This is a genomic window from Acetobacter sp. A11-2, from assembly GCF_040208445.1.
Lineage (GTDB): Bacteria > Pseudomonadota > Alphaproteobacteria > Acetobacterales > Acetobacteraceae > Acetobacter > Acetobacter oryzoeni.
Genome location: NZ_CP157843.1, coordinates 1,802,725 through 1,827,279, shown reverse-complemented (window position 1 = coordinate 1,827,279; position 24,555 = coordinate 1,802,725). Strand labels below are relative to the sequence as shown.

Genomic DNA, 24,555 nt, shown 5'->3' with positions numbered 1-24,555 from the left:
ACTCACAGTTGAATGAGGATGATTACCGGCGCGGTATGTTGCGTTTGATACGCCAGATGCATACGGAAGTTTCAGCAGAAATTTCCAGCATGTATGCGCCGTTCATCGCCTCATTGCAGCGTGAGAGGTTGGCGGCAAATGATGCTGATATTGTCGGCATGTTTGTTGGTCTATTTCGATCTGCCCGCAACAAATGGCGCATGATGTTTGGCATGCCATCAGAAAAGATGGCGCGGGATTTCGTGAAGGCCAATCAGGCATCAGCAAAGCGGCAGATGAAGGCAACAGTGCGCCAGATCAGAGTTGGGGCTCAAGAGGAAAGCCCCCCTGAGGATACCGCCAAACCAGAGCCTATTCCTAGGAGTAGGTTTAGGGCCGAAAGTGCCTTGCCTCCCGGACGTGTTTCCGTAAATGCCATGGTGCAGGCAAATGTCAGCCTCATTCAGTCGATACCTGAAAAGTATCTGGATGAGGTGGAATATCTGGTGATGCAGTGCGTGCAGAATGGTTCTGATATGCGCACGCTAACAGAAGAATTGCAGCACAGGTATGGGCTGACCAAGAAACGGGCAGCTTTCATAGCCAGAGATCAAAACCATAAGGTTTTTGGCCGTCTCGCGGTTAATGAGGCCGTAGAGGCTGGATTTTCTCGTGGGATATGGCAGCATAGTCGAGGCGGAAGAGAGCCGCGAGAAAGTCACGTCAAAGCAAATGGGGATGTTTTTGAACTCCCCCAAGGCTGCTTCATTGACGATGAATATATTTACCCCGGCGAAAAGATAAATTGCCGGTGTGTGTTTGAGGTTTTCGTACCAGCATGACCGAACAAAGTGTGCGCTCCACCGATGCGATGGGGCGCTTGCATGTCGCGCGTTCTGTGCTTACGCGGGAATGCGTATCCGGTTATCCGGGACGCAAGCTCAACAGGTGGCAGGAATTGGGTCTAGACCCCAACCGCACATACTTCGTGCTGCGCCCCGCCGATGAATTGGAAAAGGCTGTTTCAGGCTTTAACAGAATTGAGGTTCTGTATGAGCACGACACAGTTTCAGCCAATGACCGGGATAACAACAAGGTTATAGGAACAACAGGATCTGATGCCCGCATGGAAGATAGCGCTGTTGTTAACAGCCTGACCATCTGGGCCGAGCCTTGGGTCTCCCGCGTGCAGCAGAACATCCAGCGCGAACTGTCTGCTTCGTATTTCTACGATCTGGACATAACGCCGGGGGTTTGGAACGGGCAGCCCTATGACATGATCTTTCGGAACATCGTTCCCAATCATGTTGCTGTCGTCCCCAATGGGCGGCTGGGGAAAGCCGCCATCATTGAAGATTCCGCAGAACAACAGCCAGAGGAAAACCAAGTGGCTACAGAACCCAATAAAGGGCAGACGGGCGGTATGGAGCCGCTTGTAACGGCATTGCGCGCCATGGTGCCAGCAGAAGATGCATCTGATGATGATGTAAAAGAGTGCGCCGAAAAAATGGTGAAGGGCCTCAAAGACAAAAAGAGCGCCGAAGATGAAGCAGAGGCCAAGCGCAAAAAAGAGGAAGAGGAAGAAGCTGAGCGCAAGAAAAAAGCTGCTGAAGATGCCGCTCGCCACAAGAATCCCGCAATGGACGCTGCCGAAGTTGCGCAGGTTACTGCCGCTGCCATTGCTGATTACGATAAGGCCATGCGCGATGTGCGCCCGTTGGTAGGTGATCTGCAAATGCCTGCCATGGATAGTGTGGACGGCATGAGCATGGGCGATACCATTCGCCGCAAGGCGCTAACACTGGTGGGCGTAAATGTGCAGGGCGTGCATCCATCTGCTTACCCTGCTCTGATTGACATGGCCGTCAAAGCCAAGAGCGCCAAGCCTGCCGCTCCAGTAATGGATAGCGCAGATGCCCCCGCGGATATCGCGCAGCGTTACCCTGACCTGAAACGCTTCGGAGTATAAAAATGTCCTTTCAAACACATATGAATATTGATCCACCGCAGGCATGGCCGGGTGATTTCGCGTCTACCAACCCGCGCTATACTACCATTGGCGGCGAGGGCGCTTGCCGTGCTGGCGCTGCTTTAACGGCAGCTACATTCGGGTGGCTGCAAAGCGATGGCGTAACCGTTCTGAATAGCGGCACGACAACGCCGGACGGCTTTATTCGGCGTGGGGGTCAGGGGAATATCCCGAATTATCTGGGCAATTCCAGCATGTCTATCCCAAAAGGATTCATGGTGACGGTTTTCCCGTCTGGTGATTTCTGGGTGAAGTCCGCAGGGGCAGCTACACGCGGCGCATCCGTTTATTGTGATGGCACGGGTGCGATTGCAGATAGCGCCGCTACGGGTGCCATCAAGACCAACTTTATTTACGCAACCGCAGCTACTGCCGCTGGAGAAATGGTTGTGATTACTGCGAAGCCGGGAGTTTAATTGATGGCTGAATGGATTAAGGACGCGCCTGCTCTTGCGCGAAATGCAGGCATCATTCTGCCGGGCATTCGCTCCTATACTTCCGAAGTTGCGCGAATGCCCGCGTTTGACGCGGCTGATACGTTTACGCCGGGCGCGCCAAATACTGACCCCAATAACGGGCCGTTGATGCAGGCCCTGACCATCATTGACCCAGAAATCATCCGTATTCTGCTCTCTCCTATGCGGGCAGCTACCATTTACGGTGAAGAGAAACGCGGGGACTGGTTGCGCGACGGCATGGCCTTTTCTGTTGTTGAACAGGGCGGACAGGTTGCTGCGTATGGCGATTTTAATATGGCCGGGTATGCGCAGGCCAACATCAACTATGAATGGCGGCAACAGTTCCTTGTGCAGGCGTTTGCCGAATGGGGTGAGCGTGAAGCCGCGCGTTATGATGCTGGCGGCATGCCCTATATCATGGAGAAACGCCGCGCGGTTATCACCATTCTGAACAAATGGCAGAACCGTAGCTATTTCTTTGGCATTTCCGGGTTGCAGGCATATGGCGCGCTTAACGACCCGTCACTGCCAGCTTCCGTTGCGCCGCAGCCCCAGACCATCAATGGTTCGTCTGTAACCACATGGGAAGAGAAAGACGGGCAGGGCGTGTATGATGATATTCTGTATCTGTACACGCAGTTGGTTGACCAGACATACGGCATGGATGGTGTCACCAGCGACAGCAATTTGGTTCTGGTTCTATCCAACAGGCGCATTACCGCGCTGAACAAGACGAATGCTCAGTTCAACACGTCTGTTTATGACCTGTTGAAGAAGAACTTTCCGAATATGCGGATTGAGCAGGCCCCCGAGCTTTCCCTCGCATCTGGGGAAATGGTGCAGATGTTTGCCGAGCGCATGGACGGCACGCGTACAGTGTTCTGCGCATTTTCTGAAAAGCTGCGGGCGCATCGCCTGATGCTTTCTGACTCTGGTGCGCGTCAGAAGCAGACCAGTGGTTCTTGGGGGGCAATTATCCGCTACCCTCTCGCATTTACATCCATGGTGGGGGTCTAATCATGGCGACAGTAACAGTTGGCTGCAAATTGCTGCACGGCGTGAAGCTGCGCCTTTCTGATGGCACAGACGTGATGCTGCGCGGCGCACGGCAGGCCCCCGGATTTGATATGCGTACAGGTGAAGGCACCCCAGGTTCAGTGGGTCTGACCGAGATTGACGCCAGTGTATGGGCGCAAATTCAGAAAGAATATGCACGCTGGCCTATGCTGACGGGGGGCATGGTCTTTGCTGATGCCAAAAAATCCAAGGTCATAGATCAGGCCAAGGAAAAGGCAGAACAGAAGACGGGGCTGGAGCCGATTTCTGACAAGGAATTGGCTGCCGATAAAGTCGAGCGTATTGACCCTCCCAAAGGGCAGTAATCATGACAACAGGCGTTGTGGTATTTGATTATACTGACTGGAAAGGGGAGTTTCCCGCGCTTTCGGGGGCGGTCTCCTTAGCTATGGCGCAGCGTCTGTTCATGCAGGCAACCATCCTTCTGGATAACACGCCGCACTCTATCGTGCGCGATGTTGACCAGAGGTCTGTGTTGTATGGCTTGCTGGTTGCTCATTTGGCCGTCTTGGAGGCTGGATCAGTAACGGTTGATCAGCCAAAGGATGCAACCGGAGCGCCTATTCCGAGAACGTCTGCAACCATAACAGCAGGAACGGTGGGGCAGGTAACATCTGCCCGTGAGGGTTCTGTTTCTGTTGGTGTGCAGGCGCTCACCAGCGGATCAAGCGCCTATGGCACAGAGAGTTGGTACAACCAGACGCAATTCGGGGCGACATTCTGGGCCATGATCCAGCCATTCCTGCGCGGGGCGTATGATCCGGGGCCAGACCAATCGGCGCGATGGCTTATCCCATGACGGTAGAGATTTTTGGCATTGAACGCGCGGGGCATATCATCAATGCCGCCCGCAAGAGGGCAATGGCTGGCTCTATCGAGGTGGGATGGGATAACCGGGAGCGTTATACGGATGGAACATCTGTAGGAATGGTGGCGCTCATTCAAGAGTTTGGCACTGTTCGCGTGACCAAAGACGGCAGGCAGTGGATACCCCCGCGTCCCTTTATGCGCCAATGCGTGGAAAAGAATAAGGCCAAATGGGCGCAGGCCTTCATGAAAAGCATTGAAGAAGGCAACACGCAGATGGATGCGGCAAAGTCCGTTAGGGCTTTGATGGTGTCTGATTTGCGGGCCGCAATTATTGCGTTTGATGATCCGCAAAATATGCCTTCTACAATCCAGAGGAAGGGGTTTAACGACCCACTTGTTGATACAGGGTTAATGTTGAGATCAATCTCAAGCTCCATCACCGCAGCTCCAATTCATGCCAGCACCCCCAACCCGCAGCCAGAACCAGTTGTCGAGGATACCCCGCCACCGAAACCGAAGAGTCTATGGGGTCGTGTTGTAAACGCCGCGAAACGTATATTTGGGTTTGGTAAAAAATGAACTTGCGCTCCATTGCCAATGGCATGACCAGCCGCGTAAATGGCAACAAAACTGTTGTGTGGCGCAGGAATGCAGGGTGGGATCAAGACCCGGTTACATTCAAGCGCACCCCCAAATACCAATCTATTGTGCTCTCAGCCAATATCCAGCCAGTCAGTAGCACTGATCTGGAATTTGTAGATGGCATCAATAAGCAGGGATATTCCCGCGCTGTTTATCTCAACGCCCGCGCCATGGGGCAGTTGCGCTCAGAACTGCGTGGGGGCGACCTATTCACTTTCTGCGGGCAGGAGTGGCTTGTAACGCAGGTTCCAGAAGATTGGGATGAAAACGGATGGTGTCGTGTGATCGTGACGCGGCAGGACAAGTGCTGCCAGATCTCCTAGATAGCCGTGATATTGAAAGAGACGCACAAACAGCCCTGATGAGGTTCTTATCTTGGGTGTTTGCGCAGGAAATGGCAGAGGAAGCCGCTCCGCGCCTCAGTATTATTTTGGGTCAGGAAAACAGGAATAGCTTACCGCCCTTTCCGTTTATTGTCGTAACGCCACTTATGAGTGAGCGCCTAGCAACCAATGAGCGCAGGTATCACGCAGATGGCACAGAAACCATTCTGCAAGAAACGCGCATATCGTTTCAGGTGGATTTCTACGGAGAAGGCGTACTGCGCCGCATGACCCGGTTTTCAACCCTGTTTCGTGATGAAATTGGGTGTCAATGGTTCGTGCGGGATGGTTGCGATATCCACCCCCTTTACGCTGAGGACAGAAGGCAACTCCCATTTGTCAGCGATAGTCAGCAGTGGGTGGACAGATGGACAATCTCCGCCAGCCTTCAATTAGACCAAAAAATAAAGATCAACACCGGCAGCGCCACAACTGTAGGCGATGTTGGTATTGTGTGTGTTGACAGGAGCGCATGAATTGACAGTCTCACTCGACAGGTTTGCAAAGGTTGACCCGTCTGTATTGCAGGTGGGGGCGAATACAAACCGCCTCATTGGCCTAATGCTGACGCAGAATGCAGAATTCCCAGTCCATACAGTGAAGGCATATGCCTCCCTGGATGAGATTGGCACTGTATTTGGCATTACATCGCAGGAATATAAATCTGCGGCAGTTTACTTTGGCGGATTTGATGGATGCACACAGTATCCGCAAACTCTTTACGTTGCTGGCTGCCGCGTAGGAGATACAGTCACCGTTGATGGCGCTGATGCTGGCACCATTATGACCAATATCGCAGCGCAAAGCCAGAAATGGGCAACGGTATTTTGCGCATTTGACCCGTCCGCCATCAAGGCTGATCTGGCTACATGGCTGAATAATCAGAACGCAAAATATTTAGGCGCTATTCACGATACCACAGAAGGCATTGCGACAGCAGCGGATGGGGCATCGTGGGCGGAAACAATTGCCTCCTATAACGGTGTTGCGCCAGTTTACCTGACGCCTGAGCATGCGGCCTTCATTGCGGCCATTTCTGCATCTGTTGATTTCACGACATCAGGGAGCCGAGTCAATGCTGCATTCCGCTCACAGTCGGGACTGGCGCCATCTGTGTCTGACAACACCACGTTTGATGCACTGGCTGCCAAGGGATACAATTTCTATGTGTCCACATCCGGCCCAGATACGGATGACCAGTTCCTGTATCCCGGTTGCGTGACTGGCAAATGGGCGTGGCTTGATACCTATATCAATCAGATGTGGCTGAACCGTGCGTTTCAGGCCAATTTGTTCGCATTGCTGCGGAATGTTGGGCAGATACCATACACCACGTCTGGCACGTCCATTGCCAAAACGTCCCTACAGACGGTGATTACGCAGGCCCTAGATAATGGGGTTATCCAGCCGGGTGTGACGCTATCGGCCAGCGAGATTGCAACAATTACCAGCAAATTTGGATCGAGTGCTGCCAGCGCCATCCAGTCTACCGGGTATTATCTGTATCTCAAGATGGAGAGTACGGATTCCGCAACACGCGCATCCCGCAAAACGCCATCTCTGGCGTTCTATTACACGGATGGACAGTCTGTGCAGTCCTTTGAAATGGCAAGCGTTGAGGTTCAGTAATGACCAACCGTTCAATTACGTCCGCAAACTCGCGGCTCTCCATTATTCTGCAATCTAACGGCGTTGCGACTGACCTTGCTGTCACGGATACTGTTCTGAGCGCATTTGCTGATATTGTCGGCGTTCCCCTTGTTTTGGAGGGATGGGCGCCAGATCAGGCGTTTTCTACTGCTGCTGTCACATCTGCCGAGGTTGTGCAGGGTGTAGACGGACAGAAGCATGCAGGCTGGGTGCCATCTTTGGTGACGATATCTGGGAATGTCATGCCAGATACGGATACAGCGGCCAATCTAGGGCGTATTTTTCAGGCGCAGCGTATGATGCGAGAGACATTTATTGTAACAGGCACGCTCATTGTGCCTGCCTTGGCGCGTTCCTACTCTCTGAACAATGGTACGCTCACCCAGAACGTGCCTATTCCTGCCCATAACCGCGTGCAGGCTGCGCAGACGTTCCAGATTGTATTTCAGAGCGCCGAGGAGGCACCCTACTAATGCGCCGGAGCCACATTGTTGCCGTCAAGCATGGGCGCGATAAGGGGCGTCATTTCCAGATCACGGAAATGTGTGCTTTTGATTGTGAGGGATGGGCTCGTAATGCAGTTTCCGAGGCGTATCGCTGTGCCTTGGCATCTGATGCGCCATTGCTCCAGACGCTGGCTGGTGGCTTTCGGGACTTCTTTGAGGCACCTGAGGTTGAGCCTATCAAGCTACCATCTGACGGTAGCCTGACTGCTGATGACCCCATTATCAAGCAGGCGCAGAAAGAACGAGCGCAGGCGGCAGAAGAAGCCTCTGAGCAAAAGCGTGAACAGTCTCCCATGCAGCTTGTGGCGTCTATTGGGTTGCAACTGTTCTATCGTCTACCGCGTGCATCGCAATCTGCAATTCTGAATGAATTGATGGCATGCGTATCCGTAAAGGTAGGAGAGGCGTATCTCCCTATTATGGAGCTGCGCGATACAGGCTGGACGTTGACGGAGCAGGCGGCTGATGAATACGTGACAGACCCCTTGACTGTGCGCCTTTTGCAGCGGGAGGCATTTGCAATTCATGCCGATTTTTTTACAGCCGCCGTCCCCTACATTTATCAGGCGGTGAGGGCACGGCTGAGCCTTTACCCATAACGCGTAATGTACCCGCTACCGTTTCAACGGCTATTATGGCGGGACTGGCGACATTGCGGGAATTGCAGACCGATTACGGCATACGTGATCTGTATGACCTGATCGAGATTAGTCTGATCCAATCAGAGACAGACCTGAAGTTAAGCAGGAAGCAAGATGCCGGATAACGATGACAGCTTTATTGAAGCCGGTATTCGGTTCACGTTTGACCCGGAAGGCTTCTTGCGTGGGTCTGCTGAGGCGCAGGACGCGCTAGAAAGCACGCTGGCGGAGATGATCAATTTCCGCCGCGAAACGCAGAAGCAGGAGCAGCAGTTAAAGGATGCCATACCCGGCATTGCATCTGCTCTTGGGGCCTCTGTTGATGAGGTGAAGGATGCACTCAAGGATCTGAAAAAGACCGAGCAGGACACCGCCAAGGAAACGGCCCGCGTTCAGAAGGAGGAGGCCCGCAGCGCCCTAGCAGAGAAAAAACGGGCAGCGCGGGAGGAAGAGCAGCTTGCCCGCAAGCAGCAGCGCGAGGAAATGGCGCGTTTGCGTGAACGCCAGCAGGCCATTCGGGAGATACGTGATACAGCCCTTGCTGCGGTAGGGGCTACCAGCATGATTGGTGGCGCACGTCAGATTGTGGGTATGGTAGGGAATGTTGCCGCCAATGGGGCAAATGTTCTCAACATGGCCGAAAAAACCGGGTTTTCCTCTCGTGAGATTTTGGCGGTTGGTGAAGCTGGGGCGTTAACGCCGGGAAGCAGCAAGCAAGAAGCCCTGCAATCCATGAACGCATTGGCTCAGGCGCGGACTGAATGGCGTGCCAATGGCACGTCATCCCTGATTGACGTTCTTGCGAACAGGCATGGCGTAAATATTAACCACATTCTGAACGGCAGCTATGAAACTGCGATGCAGAACATCGTGGCTGATCTGCGCCGCCAGCACCACAGCACCCAAACAACAATCTCGTTTCTCGAACAATCTGGCCTGACATCAGGCGGATGGAGCAATGAAGTGCTGCGCGGACAGGATATGCACCGGCGGATTCAGCAGGGCTATTCCCTTACGCGGAATATGGCTGACAACCTTCAGCAGATGGAGAAGGTTGATGAGCAAATGCGGCATATCAAGGAGATTTGGGGAAAGCTGAAAAACGATATCGCCATAGATATGCTGCCAGCAATGAAATCCATTGGTGGGTTGCTGGAAAAAGCTGATGAAGTGGCAAAGGAACATCCAGATGCGGTGCGTCACGTTACGGAACTTGGCGCTGTTATTATAGCCCTTGGGCCAGTCCTCGGCGGAATTGCGAGTATGATGGGGACGGTTGGGCTTATTCGTGCCGCCTTGGGTAAAGGCGGATGCGGCTGTGTCCCATCGGGCGTGCCGGACGGACCCGAGGGTATGCCTGCGGGTAATAATCCCCAAAATCCTATCAAAAAGGGATGGTCTATCCTAGGCTTGCTGCGCTGGGGCGGAATAACTGCACTTGCAGGATATGCCGGGTACGAAGCCCATAAGGCGGATAGCAATGATTACTTTGGCGACCTTATGGACAGGCAGAGCGCAGGGGCGTCATGGCTTGATGATTGGCTCGGCAGGCACACCAATGGTTGGGTAGGCCGCACATTCGACAGGCAGAATATGGTCTCCCCAGAGCAGGCCAAGGCCAACCAGCAGAAGGCGCATGACTTCTTTATCTCGCAGGGTTGGAGTGAGGAGCAAACGGCTGGACTTCTGGCGCGTATGCAGCTTGAGAGCGGGTTCTCTCCATTTATTCGGGGAGACCATGGGGCGGCTTTCGGCTTGTTCCAATGGCATAAGGACAGGCGCGATAACTTCTTCAAGGTGTTTGGGCACCGGATGGAAGACGGTACGCTTGATGAGCAGTTAAAGTTTGCGCAGTGGGAGCTGCAGCATAGCCATGCCGGTGCTGGTGCGCATTTACATGCTGCGCGGGATAGCGCCGCTGCTGGTGAGATTGCATCACGCGAATACATAGCCCCCGGCCTTACCGAGGCAGCAAAAGCAAGGGAGGCGTTAAATACCTCTCGCCTTGCGCAGCAGATCAACGCTGCCCGTGCCATTCGTGGAGGTGCTGTACATACGGACAACAGCCAGAAAACCAACATCCATGTGGATAATTTAACGGTGAAGGCAAACAACAAGGAACAGCTTGTGAGCCAGCTTAAGCCGGGAAACAACCATATGCTCATGGCGGCATCTGTGAATACGGGAGTGGTGTAGGGTGGCAGGCAAAGGCCAGATTTCCAAACCCACACCCGTTGTGCCGTTGGTTACGGGAACCCCCACCATTCCGGGCGCGATTGATGGCGGTTATCGGGTTTCTGATTTTACGGAGACCCTAAAGGATCAGGCGTTCTCTGCCCTCTATAATATCGCGGGGGCAACGCTGATGGCGTATCGCGGTATTGCATGGGGATTATTCTCCACAGATACAGGAGTGCCGATATTCCCCAAATGCCTGTATTTTGAGGTATCATTGCAGGAGCAGGGGCAGATTACGGATGCGCCCGTAGAAGATGGCTCGTTTGTAAGCTACAACAAGGTGGATGCTCCTGCGCAATATGTGCTTGGCATGTCCCTAGGGCCGGTATCAGCGCAGCAATCAACAGATTTGGCATTGTTGCGCCAGATGCGGAGCAGCACGGATTTATATTACGTGCATATGCCCAATTTTATTTCCCCTGCGGTAAATGTAGTGGGCCTCTCCATACGCAGAACAACCCAGAGCGGCGCTGATCTTTTGCTGGTTTCCGTTATGCTGCGGGAGGTTCGCACGTTTGCGACAGCTACGCTTACAACCAAAAAGAACGGCTACAGTACCACGGCTACGCAGGTGGGTGTGGTGAGTGCGCAAACCCCAACAGCAGCGCAGGCAAAGGCGATTGCATCATGACGCAGCAGATTGTCCCCTTAGCCCAGAGCAGTAACCAGACCGTATCAGTCGCACTTGGGGGACAGGCGTGCCAGATTACGCTTACCGCATATGAGGGGATTGGTATGTTTGCATCCCTTTATGTGGCGGGAGATGCGGTGTTTCTGAATGTACCCTGCCGTGACCGCGTGGGGTTAGTGCAGCGGGAATATCTGGGCTTTAGCGGTGAGCTGATGTTCATGGATACGCAAGGCACATCAGACCCGGAATATGCGGGCCTGAATGATCGGTGGCTGTTGGTTTATAGCGGCCAGATACATTCATCATTCATTTGCTGATAATTACTCCACCCTCAGGTGGGATAGAATACCACTGAGGTGGAGTTGATATATCTTGCTCTAAGCAATAAGCGAATGTTTCTTTCATTTTTTTAGACATAAAGTCATGTATATATATTTGTATTGTATTTTCTTCTGTCTTAATAGTTAATATTCCGCCCTTAATCATCTCTTTTGCTAAATCTTCTATATCTTCATCGCGCAAGCTGGCAAATCTTAAAGTGTTAAACCGCTGCAAGGCTAAATTTGTCTTATAGGTATAATTATTAATAGAAATCTGAGCGTTTAAAAGCTCTCCCGTTCTGTCGCGCAAATCATCCCTTTTTATATCTATATACCAAGAATGAGAGACGCCTCTTTCTGGCGGTGTCGATATGTCAAAAATAATGTCTTTTTGGGATGTTAAAGCGTGACATCCCCACCTGACACCATGATTGCCAAACATAAAATCGCCCATTGCCTGTATAATTATCCATCCGCCGGGAATTTTAGCATTAGCCCCAGAGACATTTATTTCAGCGGCAAAAGCAGCGGTAGAAGATAATAACAATGCGCTAACTAGAAGAATAGAATTTCTCAAATCACCCTCCCAAAACCCCCGCACCATAGCCGTACGGAGCGCCTTGTGGGAGTCTGGGTTCTTGTACTCCGTGGTCATTGGTACTAGGCTGTCCAAATTGGACAAGAGGGAACATCATAGCCATGACGGAGCCAACAAACCTTCTCGTAAAGCTTGATAAAGTGTGGTTCGAGATAACGTCTCGTGGTTCCATTTTGATGGCTATGACGAATTCGCCATTTGTGGGCATGGAGGACTTTGAAGCTCCTGTTTTAATCGGCGAACAGGAATTCACGGCAAAATTTTCTTTCTCTGGAGTAATCTCCTTTGAAGGCGAAAATGTCAGCAGAGGTTTGTTTCGAGCCACTGAATTAAGTCAGGTGCGTTCTCAATGCCCTTCGAAATCAAATCAGGTATTAAATCTTTCAGGGCCGCAGTTCCCATAGATTTTATGCGCTGCTTGAGGGTGGTTTTTTCTGCATCTGGGGCAGAAGATCGCTCAACAGCACTGCATATCAGGGCTTTGATTGTGTCTTCATCCAATTTGACTGTGATGATTTTTTCTTCGGCAGTCAGGCCGCCGTCTTCACTAAGATAATCAAGTCCGGTGGCCGTAAGTTGAGCTCCACCCCAAGTCCAACCATTATCCATCATCTGCTGGCAGTGGTTTTGAATGTAACCGTGAGCATCAAGATAAGATAATGCCCGGAATAAGGCCTCTCTATCTACACCACTAAACACATTGATATCGGCAATATAGTCCATTCCGTAGGGCTGCATTCTTCTCAAAACATCCAGCCATTGTTCACGAAAACTATTCATTCGAATCTCCCTTCCCGTAGAGTTTGCCCGTACGGGGAGGGGTTGTGGAGTCAGGGTCTAGAAAGTGATAATCCTCGATAAGAATCATACAGGGGATTGAGATGTTACGCTTTATTGTTATTTTATTTATAGCTTTTGTTGGGTATAAATCATTTCAGATTTACACATCAATACAAGATGATAATAAAAGAAATGCAGAAAAATTAGTTGCCCATCCATGCATAAAGGATTGGCATGCCTGCAAAGATATTAGCGAATTAATGAATTATAATGAAGAAATTGATAAAGCGAGAATGGATTGTGATATAAAATTAGACAATTTTGGGCATTATGGATCGCCTGTCTGGGAAAGTAGTTTTCATAAGCATTTTGATAGTTGGTATAAAAACAATAATTTTAAAAAATCTGGATATGCTGTTTTAGTAGATAATAAAGCATTTTTGCCTACAGAAGACGGTGGTAAGGAAAGAGTGGTTCTGCAATGTTTTTACGACCTGAATAAACATAGAGTTGATAATGTATTAAGAGGTGATTAATATTTTAAAAACAAATAAATGTATATGATACGTGATGCATCTAATCATCTTCGCGCCTCATACCGCAATCATATTCAGCCATAACTTTTACTATCTGAAGAACGGCTTCTTTGTTGGGTTCGTCAAGGCAGCGCCATGCGACCATGAGATTTTCTTCAAATAGATCCCGAGGCTTAAGATCGTCCTTAAATTTCTCTAACTCTCTCCGTAAGGGCGGTGCGAAAAAAGTAGATTCCAATCTTTGTACAATTTCGGCATTCAAAGAACGGCGATTGTCCGCAGATGCTTCTTCCACTCTTTTTTTGAGATCTTCAGGGAGGCGCAGCTTTAGTTGGGGAGTCAGTCTTCATCCGTCAAAAGTTTGCTCGTGAATAAGGATAGAAGTAGCTTTTGGTTGCGAGGGCTTAGATTGCGCCAGAAATTAATCATATGCGCTTCATTTTCATCGTAACCAGATCGCCTTCTTTCATCCTCTGACAGAATGGCTTGGGCTAAGACAAGAGCCTTATTAATATCTATTTCTGTCTTCCCCGGCTCAGCAAGGGAAGGATTGAAGCTCGACTCTATTCTTGTGACGACTTCAGAATTTAAAGATCGGCCATTGGCCTTTGCTTCGCGCTCAAGGCTGTCCTTTAATTCTTCAGAAACTCTTAGGTGGATCATTGGATCACGTCTGGCCATGCAGCAAAATTATATCACAATGATATTGACGGCAATGATATCCCGGTGATAGGCAAGAAAATGTAACACGGTGTTAGGGGAGAATATGGCACGAAGTGATACAATGATCCATGTCCGTTTAGCTCCTGAATTGAAGGAGTTCATTCGCCTGAGGGCCAAAGACCAAGAGAGGAGCATAAATGCTCACGTAGTATTTTTGATCAGACAGGAAATGGAAAAAGAAAAGGCGTCAGACCTCGCCGTAGGAAAGCAGTCTGACGCCTCAATCACGAACGAATAGGATATATTCGCTATGACGAATGATAGCACAAATAACCCGAAATGGACAATCGGCTCTGAGTGCCCAGAAGGGGCCATGTATATCGGCTCAGATGGAGAGCCAAAAATCACCCCTTACGGATTGGGATATCTGGCCGCAGAGTTTGCAAAAGAGCAAAAACAGCCTTTGGTCGAGGCCATTCTTTACGCATCCAAAGTTTCCGCAAACCACTTCGCTGGGTGTTTGGATCGCGGCCACTCAGAAGAAGAAGCGAAAAAGCGTTCCGATGAAGTATTGGCCTCCGCAAAAATGCGCCTAGAAGAGCTATATCGCGGGGCGTCTAAAACAGGAGGTCGAGCATGAGCGCAAATCTCCCCATCCCCGCAGAGTTCGCTGAAATTGCCGCTATCTGCGTTGCGGCAGAAGGTATGATCGGGAACCGTTCCGCCCTGACAGTCAATGCCCGCGATCTTCACACAGGATTGCAAGTGAGGCGAGATTTCTCGAACTGGATCAAAGGTCGCGTCAGTAGGTTTGGATTCGTTGAGCATCAGGATTTTGAATCCTATGCTGATTTGAGCTCGCCCGATTTGGCGAGCCCAAAAGCGAGGGCTCAGGAGACCAAGGAATACCGCCTTACTCTCGACATGGCCAAGGAACTCTCCATGGTCGAGAACAACGAGAAGGGCCGGTTGGCTCGGCGGTATTTCATCTGGCGCGAACAGCAGGCGCTTTCTGCACAACCTTCTGTCTCGGTTGCGGAAATAGAACGCCGCATGATGCAGGCCCTCGGCGGTATGGTGAAGAGCGTCGTTAACAAGCAGATCACACCCAAGATCGAGCAGCTTTCGCAAAAAGTCGATGGCGTTCTTGCTGTCCGCCCCGCAGGTGTGGCGGTAACAAGCAGCCGCACGGCCCGTGGATGGTTGCAGCATTATGGCGTGGTGAAGCGTAAGCGCGGCATGTCGCAAAGGGTATCGAGCGCCCTTAAGAGTCTGTCTTTCCGAATGGGCTATGTGGTCAGCCAAACAGCGGAGGAGGGGAAGCTCTGTTTCCATGAAGTTGTAGCAAACGCCTATTTTGGCGTTGGCGCGGGCCGTCACCTTTTGCCTAAGACTGTTAAAGACCAGAAGGAAATGGGTTTGGAGCCCGCACCATCCCCTTTTACGAAAACACCAGCGTAAGCGCCGTAACGGCCAGCCACCCTTTCGGGGGTGGCAACGCTGGTGTGAGGATGAGCGATACAGAAATTGGGCAGGCCCTGTTTAACGCATCTCTGGTAGCGCCAACCGTTAGGTGCAACTTCCGCAGAACGCGGCCAGAACTTATGGCATTTCTGAAAGAAGGCGCGAAAGCCATCACCCAACTCTGGCACGATCTTGAGGAAGAGGATCGGGCTAGTGTGGAGCGGACGGCTTTGGCTTAGTCCTTGTACCCTAGCGAGGTTTGTGGCATATATCGGTATATCGTCGCCTGTTGTGTATCTAGCCGCTCCTTTTTGGGGCGGCTTTTTTGTTGGTGGAGTGTCGCGTGAGCGGAACAATTACGGTTCACGGCCAACGGCATTATGGGAACGAGCCATTCACCAAGAAAAATCTTTCCCTGCAAATTACGTTGCCGCCGGGGTTGCAGAAAAACAACTTCCGCGTTGCTGGGGCGATTGAGAGCGTAGTGCTGCCAAATGGCGCTAACCAGATTTCCCTGTCTGGCTTTGCCATGAATGCTTCCGTTGTGGCGCTGGGTATGGTGGACGGCGTGACCATGCAGGCGCAGGTTTACAATCTGCCCCACGATATCATGGCTATGCTGGCAGGTTACGGAAACAAGGGTGTTTTTGTTTTCGATTCATCGGATAGCGCGGCGGGTGGCTCTGGCGGCATAGATATTGAACTGTTTGCCAGCGAGAGAACAACAGCTACCGCACAAACGGATGCGGATTTCCGCAAAACGGCTGCATCGCGCGTGTTTTACGGAACACTATTGGCGGCTGAGGCTGATTTTTCATCTACGCCCACGCCATCGCTTACAATTATCGCCAATGCCCTGCATGCATCGCGCCTGACGGTAGCCGATCCTATCTCCATAAAGGGGGAGGCCAAGGCTGCTGATCTGTTCGCGGAACTGGCAAGAAAAATGGGCCTGACATTTGAAAACAATGGCGTAGATGCCGTTGTGAATGACCCATACTATGCAGGCTCATTATGGGACCAGGTGCGCGAATTGTGCGAGGATATCGCGTGCGATTACATTGTAGATAATGGCGTTCTGGCGGTGTGCGCGGCGGGCGTTGCGCGTGATGGTGTGGTTTCTACCGTATCGTCTCGCAATGGCTTGATTGGGTATCCATCTTTTGATGGAAGCGGAATTGTATTTCGCGCCATTTACAGGCCGAACTTTCAGTATCTTGGTCCTGTTAATGTGAAGTCGGATTTTCCCAACGCCACGGGCACATACCGCATTTACTATATCGCCCATCACCTCTCCTGCCAAATGCCCGGCGGACCGTGGGAAACGGAAATCAAAGCTAGCTTCCAAGGTGCGCCTGCGGGCGAAACATACGTACCACCAGAGGGTAACGATTAATGACGGTTACCCGTTCATGGGGGTTTATGAGCCTAGAGGCTCAGAATAGTGGCAACAACGCCCTGTTCTGGTTTGTGCAACGCATGTTGCGCAAAAGTGTAAACACATGCCTGCCGTGTAAGGTCATTAGTCTGGATGCATCGGCGCAGACGGTAGATGTGCAGCCAATGGTTATGCAGGTAACGCCTGACTATAAGCCCAAAGAGCATGGCGTTATCTACAGCGTCCCCTATGGGTTGCAGCGTGGAGGGAGTGCCGTTCTGGATATCCCACCTACGGTAGGTGATATCGGACTTGTGGCGTTTGCCAGCAGAGACGTATCCCGTGTGAAGTCCACGAAAAAGGCCGCGCCGCCCGCAACCATGCGCAGCCATTCCCTGCAAGATGGATTTTATGTCTGCACGCTATGGAGTGACGCAACGCCAGAGCATATCATATCGGCAACGCCAGATGGTGGTATAGCCATCACATCTCCAAAAACCGTCACCATTAACGCCAAGAGCCAGTTCAATGGGGATGTAGGTATCTCTGGTAACCTGATAGCGAGCGGCGATGTAAAGGCAGGGAATATCAGCCTGCAAGACCACACGCACTCAGTGACAAGCGCCCCCGGCACAACCAGTAAGCCTGAATAATGGAATTATTTCTGGAATTGACGAATTGGGATCTGATCGCAGATGCCAACGGGAATATTGCGACCTGCTCAGACGGATATGACATTGCTCAGGCAGTCGCCAATGAGATCAAACTGTTCAAGGGGGAGGGCTGGTATGACCCATCGCAGGGATGCCCGCATTTCTCTGTTGAACTGGGGCAACCGGCACAGGCTGGAGCTATATCCTCTATGATAGAAGATGCAGCAAAACGTGTTCCCGGCGTGGTTTCTGCTCAATGCAATCTTTCCATCAACCGGTCAGCCCGCAAGATGGGCGGCGTTGTAATTGTTACCACAACCAAGGGCGTCACTTATAATGTCGCAATATGAAAGCAGCACATCCGTTCCCGTGCCATCGTTTACTGCGCAGGGGCTTTCTATTCCGTCTGAAAGTGAAATTCTTACGGGAGTTATTGCCGATATCAATAATGCCTTTGCGGGGGGGCTGACATTTTACGATAGCAGCGGAAACCTTCTGGTATCGCGCCCCCATGTGCAGCTTGCTAGCACCGTTTCCGCCATTATCAATGATTGCTACGGGGTGATGGCGCAGTTTTACCGCGGAGTTGACCCGACCTACGCAACAGGCGCTTTACAGGACGCTATCGGGCAAATCTATTTTCTGGAACGCAAATCAGCCACAGCAACCGTTGTTGCGTGCGTATGCTCTGGTATTGCTGGCACAGTTATCCCCGCAGGCGCTACCGCTCAAGATGGTTCTGGATACACGTATTCCTGCACATCAGGCGGCACGATTGGAGCCGATGGCACAGTTACGCTTGATTTCCAGAATGAAACTGCGGGCGCTATTGCCTGCGCTGCCGGAACCCTCACGACAATCGCCTCTGGCGTATCGGGATGGACTGCAATCATCAACCCCGCTGATGGTGTTGTTGGAGCGGATGAGGAAAGTGCTACAGAGTTTGAAGCCCGGCGCGCGGAAAGCGTAGCGCTTAACGCAGTTGGAACCGTTGACGCCATCCTAGCCAATGTACGCTCAGTAGATGGCGTTATAGATGCATATGTCTATGCCAACGATACGGCTGCTGATGCGACTGTAGGCAGCGTGGATATTCCCGCTCACTGCATATATGTGTGCGTATCCGGGGGATCTGATACGGATGTTGCCACTGCCATATGGAAGAAGAAGCCGCCCGGTATTCCCACTACGGGCAGCACAACCGTTACCGTAACGGATAGCGGGAATGGTTATGCAACGCCACCTAGCTATAACATCTCCTTTACGCGCGCCGCAGCGCAGGCTGTGCATGTTCTGGTTACGCTATCTGCCAGCGTTCTAACGCCGCAGGATTATGCCAGCCAGATACAATCGGCAGTGCTATCTGCCTTTGAAAACGCGGCAGAAACAAAGATTGCGGGCACCGTTTACGCCTCCATCTTCTATTCTGCGGTTGCAGCCTTGGGCAGTTGGGTGCGGATTGTAAACATCAAGGTATCGCTTGATGGTACAACATGGGCGGATGATGTTGCGGCCTCAGCCGCGCAGATACCAACGCTTTCCAGCGCAGATATTACGGTTGCATCCTCATGATAGATTATCGGCAGACGGTTATCACGCAATACCGCGATAGCCTAACGCTGATGCGGTTGCTGGATGACTGGAACGATGACATTGACCCGCGTGCATTTTTCTCGGCATGGCTGGTTAATGTCTGGAACATCGAAACTGCTACCGGATACGGGCTGGATATATGGGGCAGAATTGTTGGTGTTTCGCGCATTATTAAAATTCAGTCTGGGAAATATCTGGGCTTTTCTGAGGCAGATGATCTTACAGAAGAGCCGTGGAATACTGCTCCGTGGTATGTTGGGAATGGCAATACCAACAGTTCCAACCTAACCGATGAGGCGTTTCGTACCCTAATATTTGCTAAGGCTTTGGCGAATATATCGGACGGCTCCATATCCTCTCTCAATCATATTCTTACCATTCTGTTTTCAGCAGATGGCCCTGTCTATGTGCGCGATAATGGCGATCTAACCATGACGTATGTGTTTTCATTCGCGCCGTCCGATCTGCAAATATCCATAGTCGAGCTTGACGGTCTTCTGCCTACGCCCGCAGGCGTGACGGTAGGATACGAGGTGGCATCGTGAAATACTCTGAACTTCCTTCTGTAATTACCTCTCTGTTTGCATCCGGCGCGTCTAGTTCTGCTGTTACGGATATTCCCGATACGCAGGCGTCTAGCGGAGATGGCCGCGTATCGTGGAAATTGGGGTATCCTCCAGAAACCATGATTGCCCGCTCTGCTGGTGGCGTGCCTCCATATGGGCAGGATGCCAACGGTATCGGGAAGAAACTATCCCAATACATTCAGGCTTTGCAGGCCGGGAACATACCCAAGTGGACGCAAGATTTTGCCAATGCCATTGGGGGATATCCATCGGGCGCATTAGCAGCAGACCCATCAACAGTTGGTGTATTCTGGGTTTCTACAGCGGACGACAATACAACGCAGCCCGGCGCAAATGGTGCCAGTTGGCAGAGCCTATTTACGGGCTACGTGAAAAAATCCGGCGATACCATGAGCGGGCTTTTGAACAACTCCTCATGGATTGCGGGCGGTGTAGGCGGCGGCTGGAACAATAATAACCCAGCTAATGGTGAATATGTGTTCACCAAAGGCCTTGAATTCGGAAATCCGGCCAATAATGGATATTTCCGGGGGACATGGTGCGTAACTGATGTTCACGGGAATGGGGCAGCATATCAGTCTGGCCTAAACCTAACAGGTTATGATGCGGCGGGTACAACGTATCAATGGTATTTCCCATGGAACGGCAACATTGTAACCCCGAAAGGGTTGGTCGCATTCCAGTCTGATTTGGGCGGCTATCTGAAAAATGCCAACGGCGGCATTGGTGGCGAGCAATCGGGCACGTCTCTTGTCTATCAGATAAGCGCGGGGCGTCCTTTTTTCTCATATAACAACAATGGTGCTGGCGGTAATCTTGCGTGGTATGCGGACGTGCAGACGGAAACGCAGGCTCGCGTAAACGCCGTTACATCTGAGGCAAATGCCCGCGAAACTGCTGACACTACGCTGCAAAATAATATCAACCAAAAGGTATCTGGTCTTGCGGCAGGCAAAATCATGCAGGACTTTGTTGTCGCGGTTGACGGCAGTGGTGTCCACGACATCAAGTTTCCTCGAGCGTTTTCGGGAGTCCCCACGACAATCGTTATTAGTCACGGATTAACGAATGGCAGTAATAGTCCTGTTTCTGTTTTGGGTGGGTGGACGGCAACGGGGTTTCGGATCCAGACAAATGGATCAACGAGCGTTAATTTCTTGGCGGTAGGACCTGCATGACCGCGCCCAATAATCTTCCATTCTCTGGATGGACGGTAAGCCCGCAGCGTACGGTAACGCTTGCGGGAAATGGCTCATTGCCATGTGTATGTTCTGATGGCGTATCCGCATACGGCGCTCCTGCGTGGGTGGCAAAAGCAAGTGCGGACAACCTAGATTACGCCATAGACTGCACCGCTTGGCTTCGTGCCGGGAATGATACGCTTGCGTCTGTTCAGGCTTGGGTAAGTGATGGTGATGGCGCTCTTGTAGTGCTCTCTCCCGGCTGGTCTTCTATTATGCGGGATGCTGAAAGTGGCAGGGTTTATGCAGTCATCTGGCTACGGCGTGTCGTCAGTTAAGCAGGATGATGATTGAGGCGAACTGCACGGCTGCGAGGAAGGTCGATTTCAGTTTATCGTAGCGGGTTGCGATAGCGCGAAACTGCTTGAGTTTATTGAAGAACCTCTCAACAAGGTTCCGTTCGCGATAGAGAGAAAAATCGGTTTTCCGTCGTGTCGTTCTGTTGCGTTTTGGCGGGATGACCGGGGTAATCCCGCGCTGTATCAGCCGATCGATCAACCTGTCCGCGTCATACGCCTTGTCAGCAAGGAAAGCATCCGGTTCGATGTTTTCCAGAAGTGGTTCTGCCTGGGTGATATCGGCATCCTGTCCCGGTGTGATGCCGAGTTCCACTGGATTGCCCAGAGCGTCGCAGATGGCATGGATCTTTGTAGTTAGCCCGCCTCGTGATCGTCCGATGGCCTGATCCGTGCCCCTTTTTTGAGAGCTCCGGCACTATGCTGATGCGCTCGGACAATTGTGCTGTCGATCATCATGTATTCGTTGTCGTAATCAGCGGCCAGATAACGAAATATCCGTTCGATGACGCCGCTTTCACACCAGCGGCGCAGACGCCGGTGCACGTTTTTCCAGTCACCGAAACGGGCAGGAAGGTCGCGCCATGGAATACCCGCGCGATAGCGATACAGCACCGCCTCCACGAACAGACGGTTGTTCACCGCAGTGCCGCCGACATAGCCTTCTCGACCAGGAAGAAGATCCTTTATCCGCTCCCACTGGTCATCGCGTAAACTATAGCGCCGCATCTGTCTGTCTCCCCAAAAAATGGGAAAACAGTCAGCACACGCAGACACAAAGTACAACCCTCACGTGCCACTCTCAGGGCTTAACTGACGACACGCCGTAGGTGGGGGCACCCCATCATCGCTGTATAGCGTAGAAATTGTTCTTACTACGCTATCGGGCAGGCAGATTACGGCATCCGTTTATATGCCGGTCAATGCTCTTTCTAGCGGGACTGATGCCACCCCCGTTCCCACGCTCTCAGACGGAACGCCTATACCTCCCAACGCATTGCGACTGCCGGACAATTCCATTCTGTCCCTAGATAGTAGTCACACTAATCAGATTTCGTTAGATCGCTTGCTGTCAACTGATGGCACGCATTTAACATCCCCATCCGGTACAGATCTTCTGAACCAGATTTTTCAGACCCGGACGGACGTTCTTCTTATCGCATAATCAGGAGGTGCCATTGTCTGGCACAACTCAATCGGGAACCCCGATCAGCAGCTTGCCGCAGGCGAGTGCTGTATCCGGTACGGACACACTTGTGGGTGTTGTTACATCAGGTGGCACGACGCAAGCAGAACAGATTCCTGTTTCCGTTTTAGCGGCGGGTGTTTCGGAAGCAATCGGCCTGACTGCTGCAGTTGAAGCAGCGCAAGCCGCAGCAGCTTCGGCAGCGGCCCAAGCAGAACAGGCAACCGAGAATGCAGCCAATGGTGTAAACGCAGCACGCGGTAAAGCGGGCGGCGTAGCTGCTTTGGACGCAAACGGCAATCTGGCACTGACAGACGGTACGGCTTTGCAATCTGCGCTGACCGTTGAGCCAGCCACGCAGACGCAGGCAGCCACGCTTAAGCCTCTTTTAACACTTGATGAAAGCGCAAAGGTACGGACTGCATCAGGTGATGTTGCGCTTTCTGATATGGCTACGACCATGCAGGATGGTGATTACCTGACTGTTCTGGGTGGTGCAGTGGTGGCGCGGCCTAGCGTTACGGGCACTGTTCCATCAGATTTCACCGTGAACGGGAATGTGTATGTCGCGCCTGCGTCTTACGTCAGCAATCCTTCATCTCTGCCTGCTGGTCTGTCTGTTGATGCCGGTACCGGAATTGTTCTGACAGACGGCAGCGTTTTCTTCCCTAACACAATCAATAACATCGGCGTTCTATGCGCCGTTTCGGAGTAATTTTACAATGGCTACAACTTACGGCGCACCTACCGGTCTTGATCTTTCTGCCTGTTCTGTAACGGCTACAGGCGGGACAACCAGCCAGACCCTTGCAGATATGGGCAAGGCTGTTGAAGATAATGCCACTGCGGTTGCATCTGCCCAAAGTGCAGCAACATCCGCCGCAGATACTGCCTCATCCGCTGTTACTGCTGCACAGGCAGCTACGAATGCAATAAATGATCTGGGCAATACATATATCCCACAGACTGCATACATGAAGCCGGGCGGGACAGTTAAACTAGACCAAAATGCACAGTTTATATTTCCTCCTGCTTGCTCAACTCAGCAATGGATTAATTTTGGTTATATTCTTAATTCTGATGGTACTGCTTCACAAGATCCAAACTGTGAAGAAATTATTATTCAGTATAGTATTAGCGGGCGTACCTCGGGTACTATTCTTAAGGAAGTTGTTTGGGGAACGGGTGTTGGTTCTGCTATTATTTATAAATCCTTTAATGGTACATCATTCCACTCAAATGTAGATGGTGTATCTAACTTAGGTATGGCAGATCATGCTTGGGGCAATATTTACTCTAAAACGGCTGTACAGGTTACATCTGATATTAACCAGAAAACAGTTATTGGCTCTCTAGGCGATACATCCTACGCAGACGGCCAGAAACTGGCAGATGCCCTGTTTGGTCTGGATACCACGATGTTCCAGCTTAATGCATCTATTGCTGAAAAAGGGGCTGCAAACGCCCGTTTGCATGCGGGCTTTATTGCCCAGACGGTGCAGGCAGCGATCACGAACGCAGGTCTTGACCCAGCAAAATACGCCTTGTGGACAAATTCGCCTGTGTATGAAACCACCGAGGTGGATACTGGTAAAAAGGACAGTTCCGGTAACCCTATCACCACACGCACTGTAGCGCTTAAAAAAGACGCCCAAGGCAATCAGGTCTATACGCAGATGCTGCGTTACGAACAGATACTGTGCGTGCTGTTCGAGGCCGCAAAAGCTAAGATCACGGCACAGGAAAGTGCCCTGTCTGCTCTGACAGCGCGTGTTGCGGCTCTTGAAGCCAAGGCAGGTGCATGATGTCAACCCTGCTTGATTTTTCGGCAGGGGTTGCAACTGGAGCGGGTGGCGACACCCTCTCCGGCGGTCAGATTGTGGATGCCGTGACAAGCGGCACACCGTTGCTGACCAAAGCAAACCCCGGCGCGTCCTGTAACCTGCCTTTCGCAAACCGCGGCAACATTGGCTATCGCATCCTGCCTAACGAAAATTGCGCCCTATCTGTATCAGGCGGTAACGTTAGCGAATTGCAGATCATACGTGTTCTTATCCAACAGCCTTATGGCGGTAATTGCGAAATTACATGGCCTGATAACGTAATCTGGCCTGAAGGTGCTGCCTTTGTGGACAGCCGTATTGGCGCTGTCTGCTGTGTGGAAATCATGTGGGATGGTGCATCCCGTTATTACGGGAGGTTGATCTTTGGCTAAG

Annotated in this window: 34 protein-coding genes; 29 read left to right on the top strand and 5 right to left on the bottom strand. The window is 51.6% G+C overall.

Going from position 1 to position 24,555, the window contains the following annotated elements; genetic code table 11:
* Positions 1 to 128 precede the first annotated feature (128 nt).
* The 15 genes from ABNV41_RS08815 to ABNV41_RS08745 all read left to right on the top strand — a co-directional run bounded on the left by ABNV41_RS08815 (position 129) and on the right by ABNV41_RS08745 (position 11,361).
* On the top strand, positions 129 to 821 hold the full coding sequence (locus tag ABNV41_RS08815) for a phage minor head protein (RefSeq protein WP_349934582.1): 693 nt from the start codon (positions 129 to 131) through the stop codon (positions 819 to 821).
* On the top strand, positions 818 to 1,948 hold the full coding sequence (locus tag ABNV41_RS08810; protein ID WP_349934581.1) for a DUF2213 domain-containing protein: 1,131 nt from the start codon (positions 818 to 820) through the stop codon (positions 1,946 to 1,948). Before ABNV41_RS08815 ends, ABNV41_RS08810 begins: the two co-directional genes overlap by 4 nt.
* A gap of 2 nt (positions 1,949 to 1,950) precedes the next feature.
* Positions 1,951 to 2,424, top strand: a complete 474-nt coding sequence (locus tag ABNV41_RS08805) for a hypothetical protein (RefSeq protein WP_349934580.1) — start codon at positions 1,951 to 1,953, stop codon at positions 2,422 to 2,424.
* Positions 2,425 to 2,427: 3 nt separating this feature from the next.
* Positions 2,428 to 3,483, top strand: a complete 1,056-nt coding sequence (locus ABNV41_RS08800; RefSeq protein ID WP_349934579.1) for a DUF2184 domain-containing protein — start codon at positions 2,428 to 2,430, stop codon at positions 3,481 to 3,483.
* 2 nt (positions 3,484 to 3,485) lie between these two features.
* Positions 3,486 to 3,848, top strand: a complete 363-nt coding sequence (locus ABNV41_RS08795) for a hypothetical protein (RefSeq protein WP_349934578.1) — start codon at positions 3,486 to 3,488, stop codon at positions 3,846 to 3,848.
* A gap of 2 nt (positions 3,849 to 3,850) precedes the next feature.
* The gene (locus ABNV41_RS08790; protein ID WP_349934577.1) at positions 3,851 to 4,342 is read left to right on the top strand and encodes a DUF4054 domain-containing protein; all 492 of its coding nucleotides are present in this window, start codon (positions 3,851 to 3,853) and stop codon (positions 4,340 to 4,342) included.
* Entirely contained in the window at positions 4,339 to 4,932 is a 594-nt protein-coding gene (locus ABNV41_RS08785) for a hypothetical protein (RefSeq protein WP_349934576.1), read from the top strand. Before ABNV41_RS08790 ends, ABNV41_RS08785 begins: the two co-directional genes overlap by 4 nt.
* The gene (locus ABNV41_RS08780) at positions 4,929 to 5,318 is read left to right on the top strand and encodes a hypothetical protein (RefSeq protein ID WP_349934575.1); all 390 of its coding nucleotides are present in this window, start codon (positions 4,929 to 4,931) and stop codon (positions 5,316 to 5,318) included. Before ABNV41_RS08785 ends, ABNV41_RS08780 begins: the two co-directional genes overlap by 4 nt.
* Positions 5,319 to 5,389: 71 nt before the next feature.
* Entirely contained in the window at positions 5,390 to 5,854 is a 465-nt protein-coding gene (locus ABNV41_RS08775; RefSeq protein WP_349934574.1) for an LIC_12616 family protein, read from the top strand.
* Position 5,855: 1 nt separating this feature from the next.
* Positions 5,856 to 7,007, top strand: coding sequence for a DUF3383 family protein (locus ABNV41_RS08770; RefSeq protein ID WP_349934573.1), 1,152 nt, complete (start codon positions 5,856 to 5,858; stop codon positions 7,005 to 7,007).
* Positions 7,007 to 7,501 (top strand): phage tail fiber protein, encoded by a 495-nt coding sequence (locus tag ABNV41_RS08765; RefSeq protein WP_349934572.1) that lies wholly within the window; start codon positions 7,007 to 7,009, stop codon positions 7,499 to 7,501. The genes ABNV41_RS08770 and ABNV41_RS08765 overlap by 1 nt, the downstream gene beginning before the upstream one ends.
* The gene (locus ABNV41_RS08760; protein WP_349934571.1) at positions 7,501 to 8,133 is read left to right on the top strand and encodes a hypothetical protein; all 633 of its coding nucleotides are present in this window, start codon (positions 7,501 to 7,503) and stop codon (positions 8,131 to 8,133) included. The genes ABNV41_RS08765 and ABNV41_RS08760 overlap by 1 nt, the downstream gene beginning before the upstream one ends.
* A gap of 156 nt (positions 8,134 to 8,289) precedes the next feature.
* Positions 8,290 to 10,371, top strand: a complete 2,082-nt coding sequence (locus ABNV41_RS08755) for a phage tail tip lysozyme (protein ID WP_349934570.1) — start codon at positions 8,290 to 8,292, stop codon at positions 10,369 to 10,371.
* Between the two features lies 1 nt (position 10,372).
* Complete coding sequence (locus ABNV41_RS08750) at positions 10,373 to 11,044, top strand: phage baseplate protein (RefSeq protein WP_349934569.1); 672 nt, start codon at positions 10,373 to 10,375, stop codon at positions 11,042 to 11,044.
* Positions 11,041 to 11,361, top strand: coding sequence for a hypothetical protein (locus ABNV41_RS08745; protein ID WP_349934568.1), 321 nt, complete (start codon positions 11,041 to 11,043; stop codon positions 11,359 to 11,361). The genes ABNV41_RS08750 and ABNV41_RS08745 overlap by 4 nt, the downstream gene beginning before the upstream one ends.
* On the opposite strand, the gene ABNV41_RS08740 is transcribed toward ABNV41_RS08745, so the two are convergent.
* Entirely contained in the window at positions 11,351 to 12,019 is a 669-nt protein-coding gene (locus ABNV41_RS08740; protein ID WP_349934567.1) for a hypothetical protein, read from the bottom strand. The two genes, ABNV41_RS08745 and ABNV41_RS08740, sit on opposite strands and share 11 nt — an antisense overlap.
* Positions 12,020 to 12,262: 243 nt before the next feature.
* Positions 12,263 to 12,742, bottom strand: coding sequence for a hypothetical protein (locus tag ABNV41_RS08735; protein ID WP_349934566.1), 480 nt, complete (start codon positions 12,740 to 12,742; stop codon positions 12,263 to 12,265).
* A gap of 101 nt (positions 12,743 to 12,843) precedes the next feature.
* Between ABNV41_RS08735 and ABNV41_RS08730 the strand changes: the two genes are divergently transcribed.
* Positions 12,844 to 13,278 carry a hypothetical protein gene (locus ABNV41_RS08730; protein ID WP_349934565.1) on the top strand — a complete coding sequence of 145 codons (435 nt, stop codon included), beginning with the start codon at positions 12,844 to 12,846 and terminating at the stop codon, positions 13,276 to 13,278.
* A gap of 40 nt (positions 13,279 to 13,318) precedes the next feature.
* On the opposite strand, the gene ABNV41_RS08725 is transcribed toward ABNV41_RS08730, so the two are convergent.
* Both ABNV41_RS08725 and ABNV41_RS08720 read right to left on the bottom strand, forming a co-directional pair.
* Positions 13,319 to 13,621, bottom strand: a complete 303-nt coding sequence (locus tag ABNV41_RS08725) for an Arc family DNA-binding protein (RefSeq protein ID WP_349935101.1) — start codon at positions 13,619 to 13,621, stop codon at positions 13,319 to 13,321.
* Complete coding sequence (locus tag ABNV41_RS08720) at positions 13,618 to 13,959, bottom strand: Arc family DNA-binding protein (RefSeq protein ID WP_349934564.1); 342 nt, start codon at positions 13,957 to 13,959, stop codon at positions 13,618 to 13,620. Before ABNV41_RS08720 ends, ABNV41_RS08725 begins: the two co-directional genes overlap by 4 nt.
* Before the next feature lie 292 nt (positions 13,960 to 14,251).
* Between ABNV41_RS08720 and ABNV41_RS08715 the strand changes: the two genes are divergently transcribed.
* The 10 genes from ABNV41_RS08715 (at position 14,252) to ABNV41_RS08670 (ending at position 21,135) form a co-directional block, all read left to right on the top strand.
* Complete coding sequence (locus ABNV41_RS08715) at positions 14,252 to 14,581, top strand: hypothetical protein (protein WP_349934563.1); 330 nt, start codon at positions 14,252 to 14,254, stop codon at positions 14,579 to 14,581.
* The gene (locus ABNV41_RS08710) at positions 14,578 to 15,402 is read left to right on the top strand and encodes an antA/AntB antirepressor family protein (RefSeq protein ID WP_349934562.1); all 825 of its coding nucleotides are present in this window, start codon (positions 14,578 to 14,580) and stop codon (positions 15,400 to 15,402) included. The genes ABNV41_RS08715 and ABNV41_RS08710 overlap by 4 nt, the downstream gene beginning before the upstream one ends.
* Before the next feature lie 50 nt (positions 15,403 to 15,452).
* Positions 15,453 to 15,644 (top strand): hypothetical protein, encoded by a 192-nt coding sequence (locus ABNV41_RS08705; RefSeq protein ID WP_349934561.1) that lies wholly within the window; start codon positions 15,453 to 15,455, stop codon positions 15,642 to 15,644.
* Between the two features lie 104 nt (positions 15,645 to 15,748).
* The gene (locus ABNV41_RS08700; RefSeq protein ID WP_087651832.1) at positions 15,749 to 16,801 is read left to right on the top strand and encodes a baseplate hub protein; all 1,053 of its coding nucleotides are present in this window, start codon (positions 15,749 to 15,751) and stop codon (positions 16,799 to 16,801) included.
* On the top strand, positions 16,801 to 17,436 hold the full coding sequence (locus tag ABNV41_RS08695) for a Gp138 family membrane-puncturing spike protein (protein ID WP_087651833.1): 636 nt from the start codon (positions 16,801 to 16,803) through the stop codon (positions 17,434 to 17,436). Before ABNV41_RS08700 ends, ABNV41_RS08695 begins: the two co-directional genes overlap by 1 nt.
* A 17-nt stretch (positions 17,437 to 17,453) precedes the next feature.
* Entirely contained in the window at positions 17,454 to 17,786 is a 333-nt protein-coding gene (locus ABNV41_RS08690; protein ID WP_197687327.1) for a hypothetical protein, read from the top strand.
* Positions 17,773 to 19,008: a baseplate J/gp47 family protein gene (locus ABNV41_RS08685; RefSeq protein ID WP_349934560.1), complete on the top strand. Its 1,236-nt coding sequence runs from the start codon at positions 17,773 to 17,775 to the stop codon at positions 19,006 to 19,008. Before ABNV41_RS08690 ends, ABNV41_RS08685 begins: the two co-directional genes overlap by 14 nt.
* Positions 19,005 to 19,574, top strand: a complete 570-nt coding sequence (locus ABNV41_RS08680) for a DUF2612 domain-containing protein (protein WP_349934559.1) — start codon at positions 19,005 to 19,007, stop codon at positions 19,572 to 19,574. The genes ABNV41_RS08685 and ABNV41_RS08680 overlap by 4 nt, the downstream gene beginning before the upstream one ends.
* Positions 19,571 to 20,794: a hypothetical protein gene (locus tag ABNV41_RS08675; RefSeq protein WP_349934558.1), complete on the top strand. Its 1,224-nt coding sequence runs from the start codon at positions 19,571 to 19,573 to the stop codon at positions 20,792 to 20,794. The genes ABNV41_RS08680 and ABNV41_RS08675 overlap by 4 nt, the downstream gene beginning before the upstream one ends.
* Positions 20,791 to 21,135, top strand: a complete 345-nt coding sequence (locus ABNV41_RS08670; protein WP_349934557.1) for a hypothetical protein — start codon at positions 20,791 to 20,793, stop codon at positions 21,133 to 21,135. The genes ABNV41_RS08675 and ABNV41_RS08670 overlap by 4 nt, the downstream gene beginning before the upstream one ends.
* On the opposite strand, the gene ABNV41_RS08665 is transcribed toward ABNV41_RS08670, so the two are convergent.
* Positions 21,128 to 21,882, bottom strand: a protein-coding gene (locus tag ABNV41_RS08665; protein ID WP_087651418.1) for an IS5 family transposase whose coding sequence is annotated in 2 segments (ribosomal slippage) — positions 21,128 to 21,543 and positions 21,543 to 21,882 — 756 coding nt in all. Because the reading frame shifts where the segments join, the coding sequence is not laid out codon by codon here. The genes ABNV41_RS08670 and ABNV41_RS08665 overlap by 8 nt on opposite strands.
* 449 nt (positions 21,883 to 22,331) lie before the next feature.
* On the opposite strand from ABNV41_RS08665, the gene ABNV41_RS08660 reads away from it, so the two are divergent.
* From ABNV41_RS08660 to ABNV41_RS08650, 3 genes are read left to right on the top strand one after another with little or no spacing between them, the layout of a single operon-like run.
* Positions 22,332 to 23,054, top strand: a complete 723-nt coding sequence (locus ABNV41_RS08660) for a hypothetical protein (RefSeq protein ID WP_349934556.1) — start codon at positions 22,332 to 22,334, stop codon at positions 23,052 to 23,054.
* Between the two features lie 7 nt (positions 23,055 to 23,061).
* A complete protein-coding gene (locus ABNV41_RS08655; RefSeq protein WP_349934555.1) occupies positions 23,062 to 24,144 on the top strand; it encodes a tail fiber domain-containing protein in 1,083 nt (360 codons plus the stop codon).
* A complete protein-coding gene (locus ABNV41_RS08650; RefSeq protein ID WP_349934554.1) occupies positions 24,141 to 24,554 on the top strand; it encodes a hypothetical protein in 414 nt (137 codons plus the stop codon). Before ABNV41_RS08655 ends, ABNV41_RS08650 begins: the two co-directional genes overlap by 4 nt.
* Position 24,555: the final 1 nt, after the last annotated feature.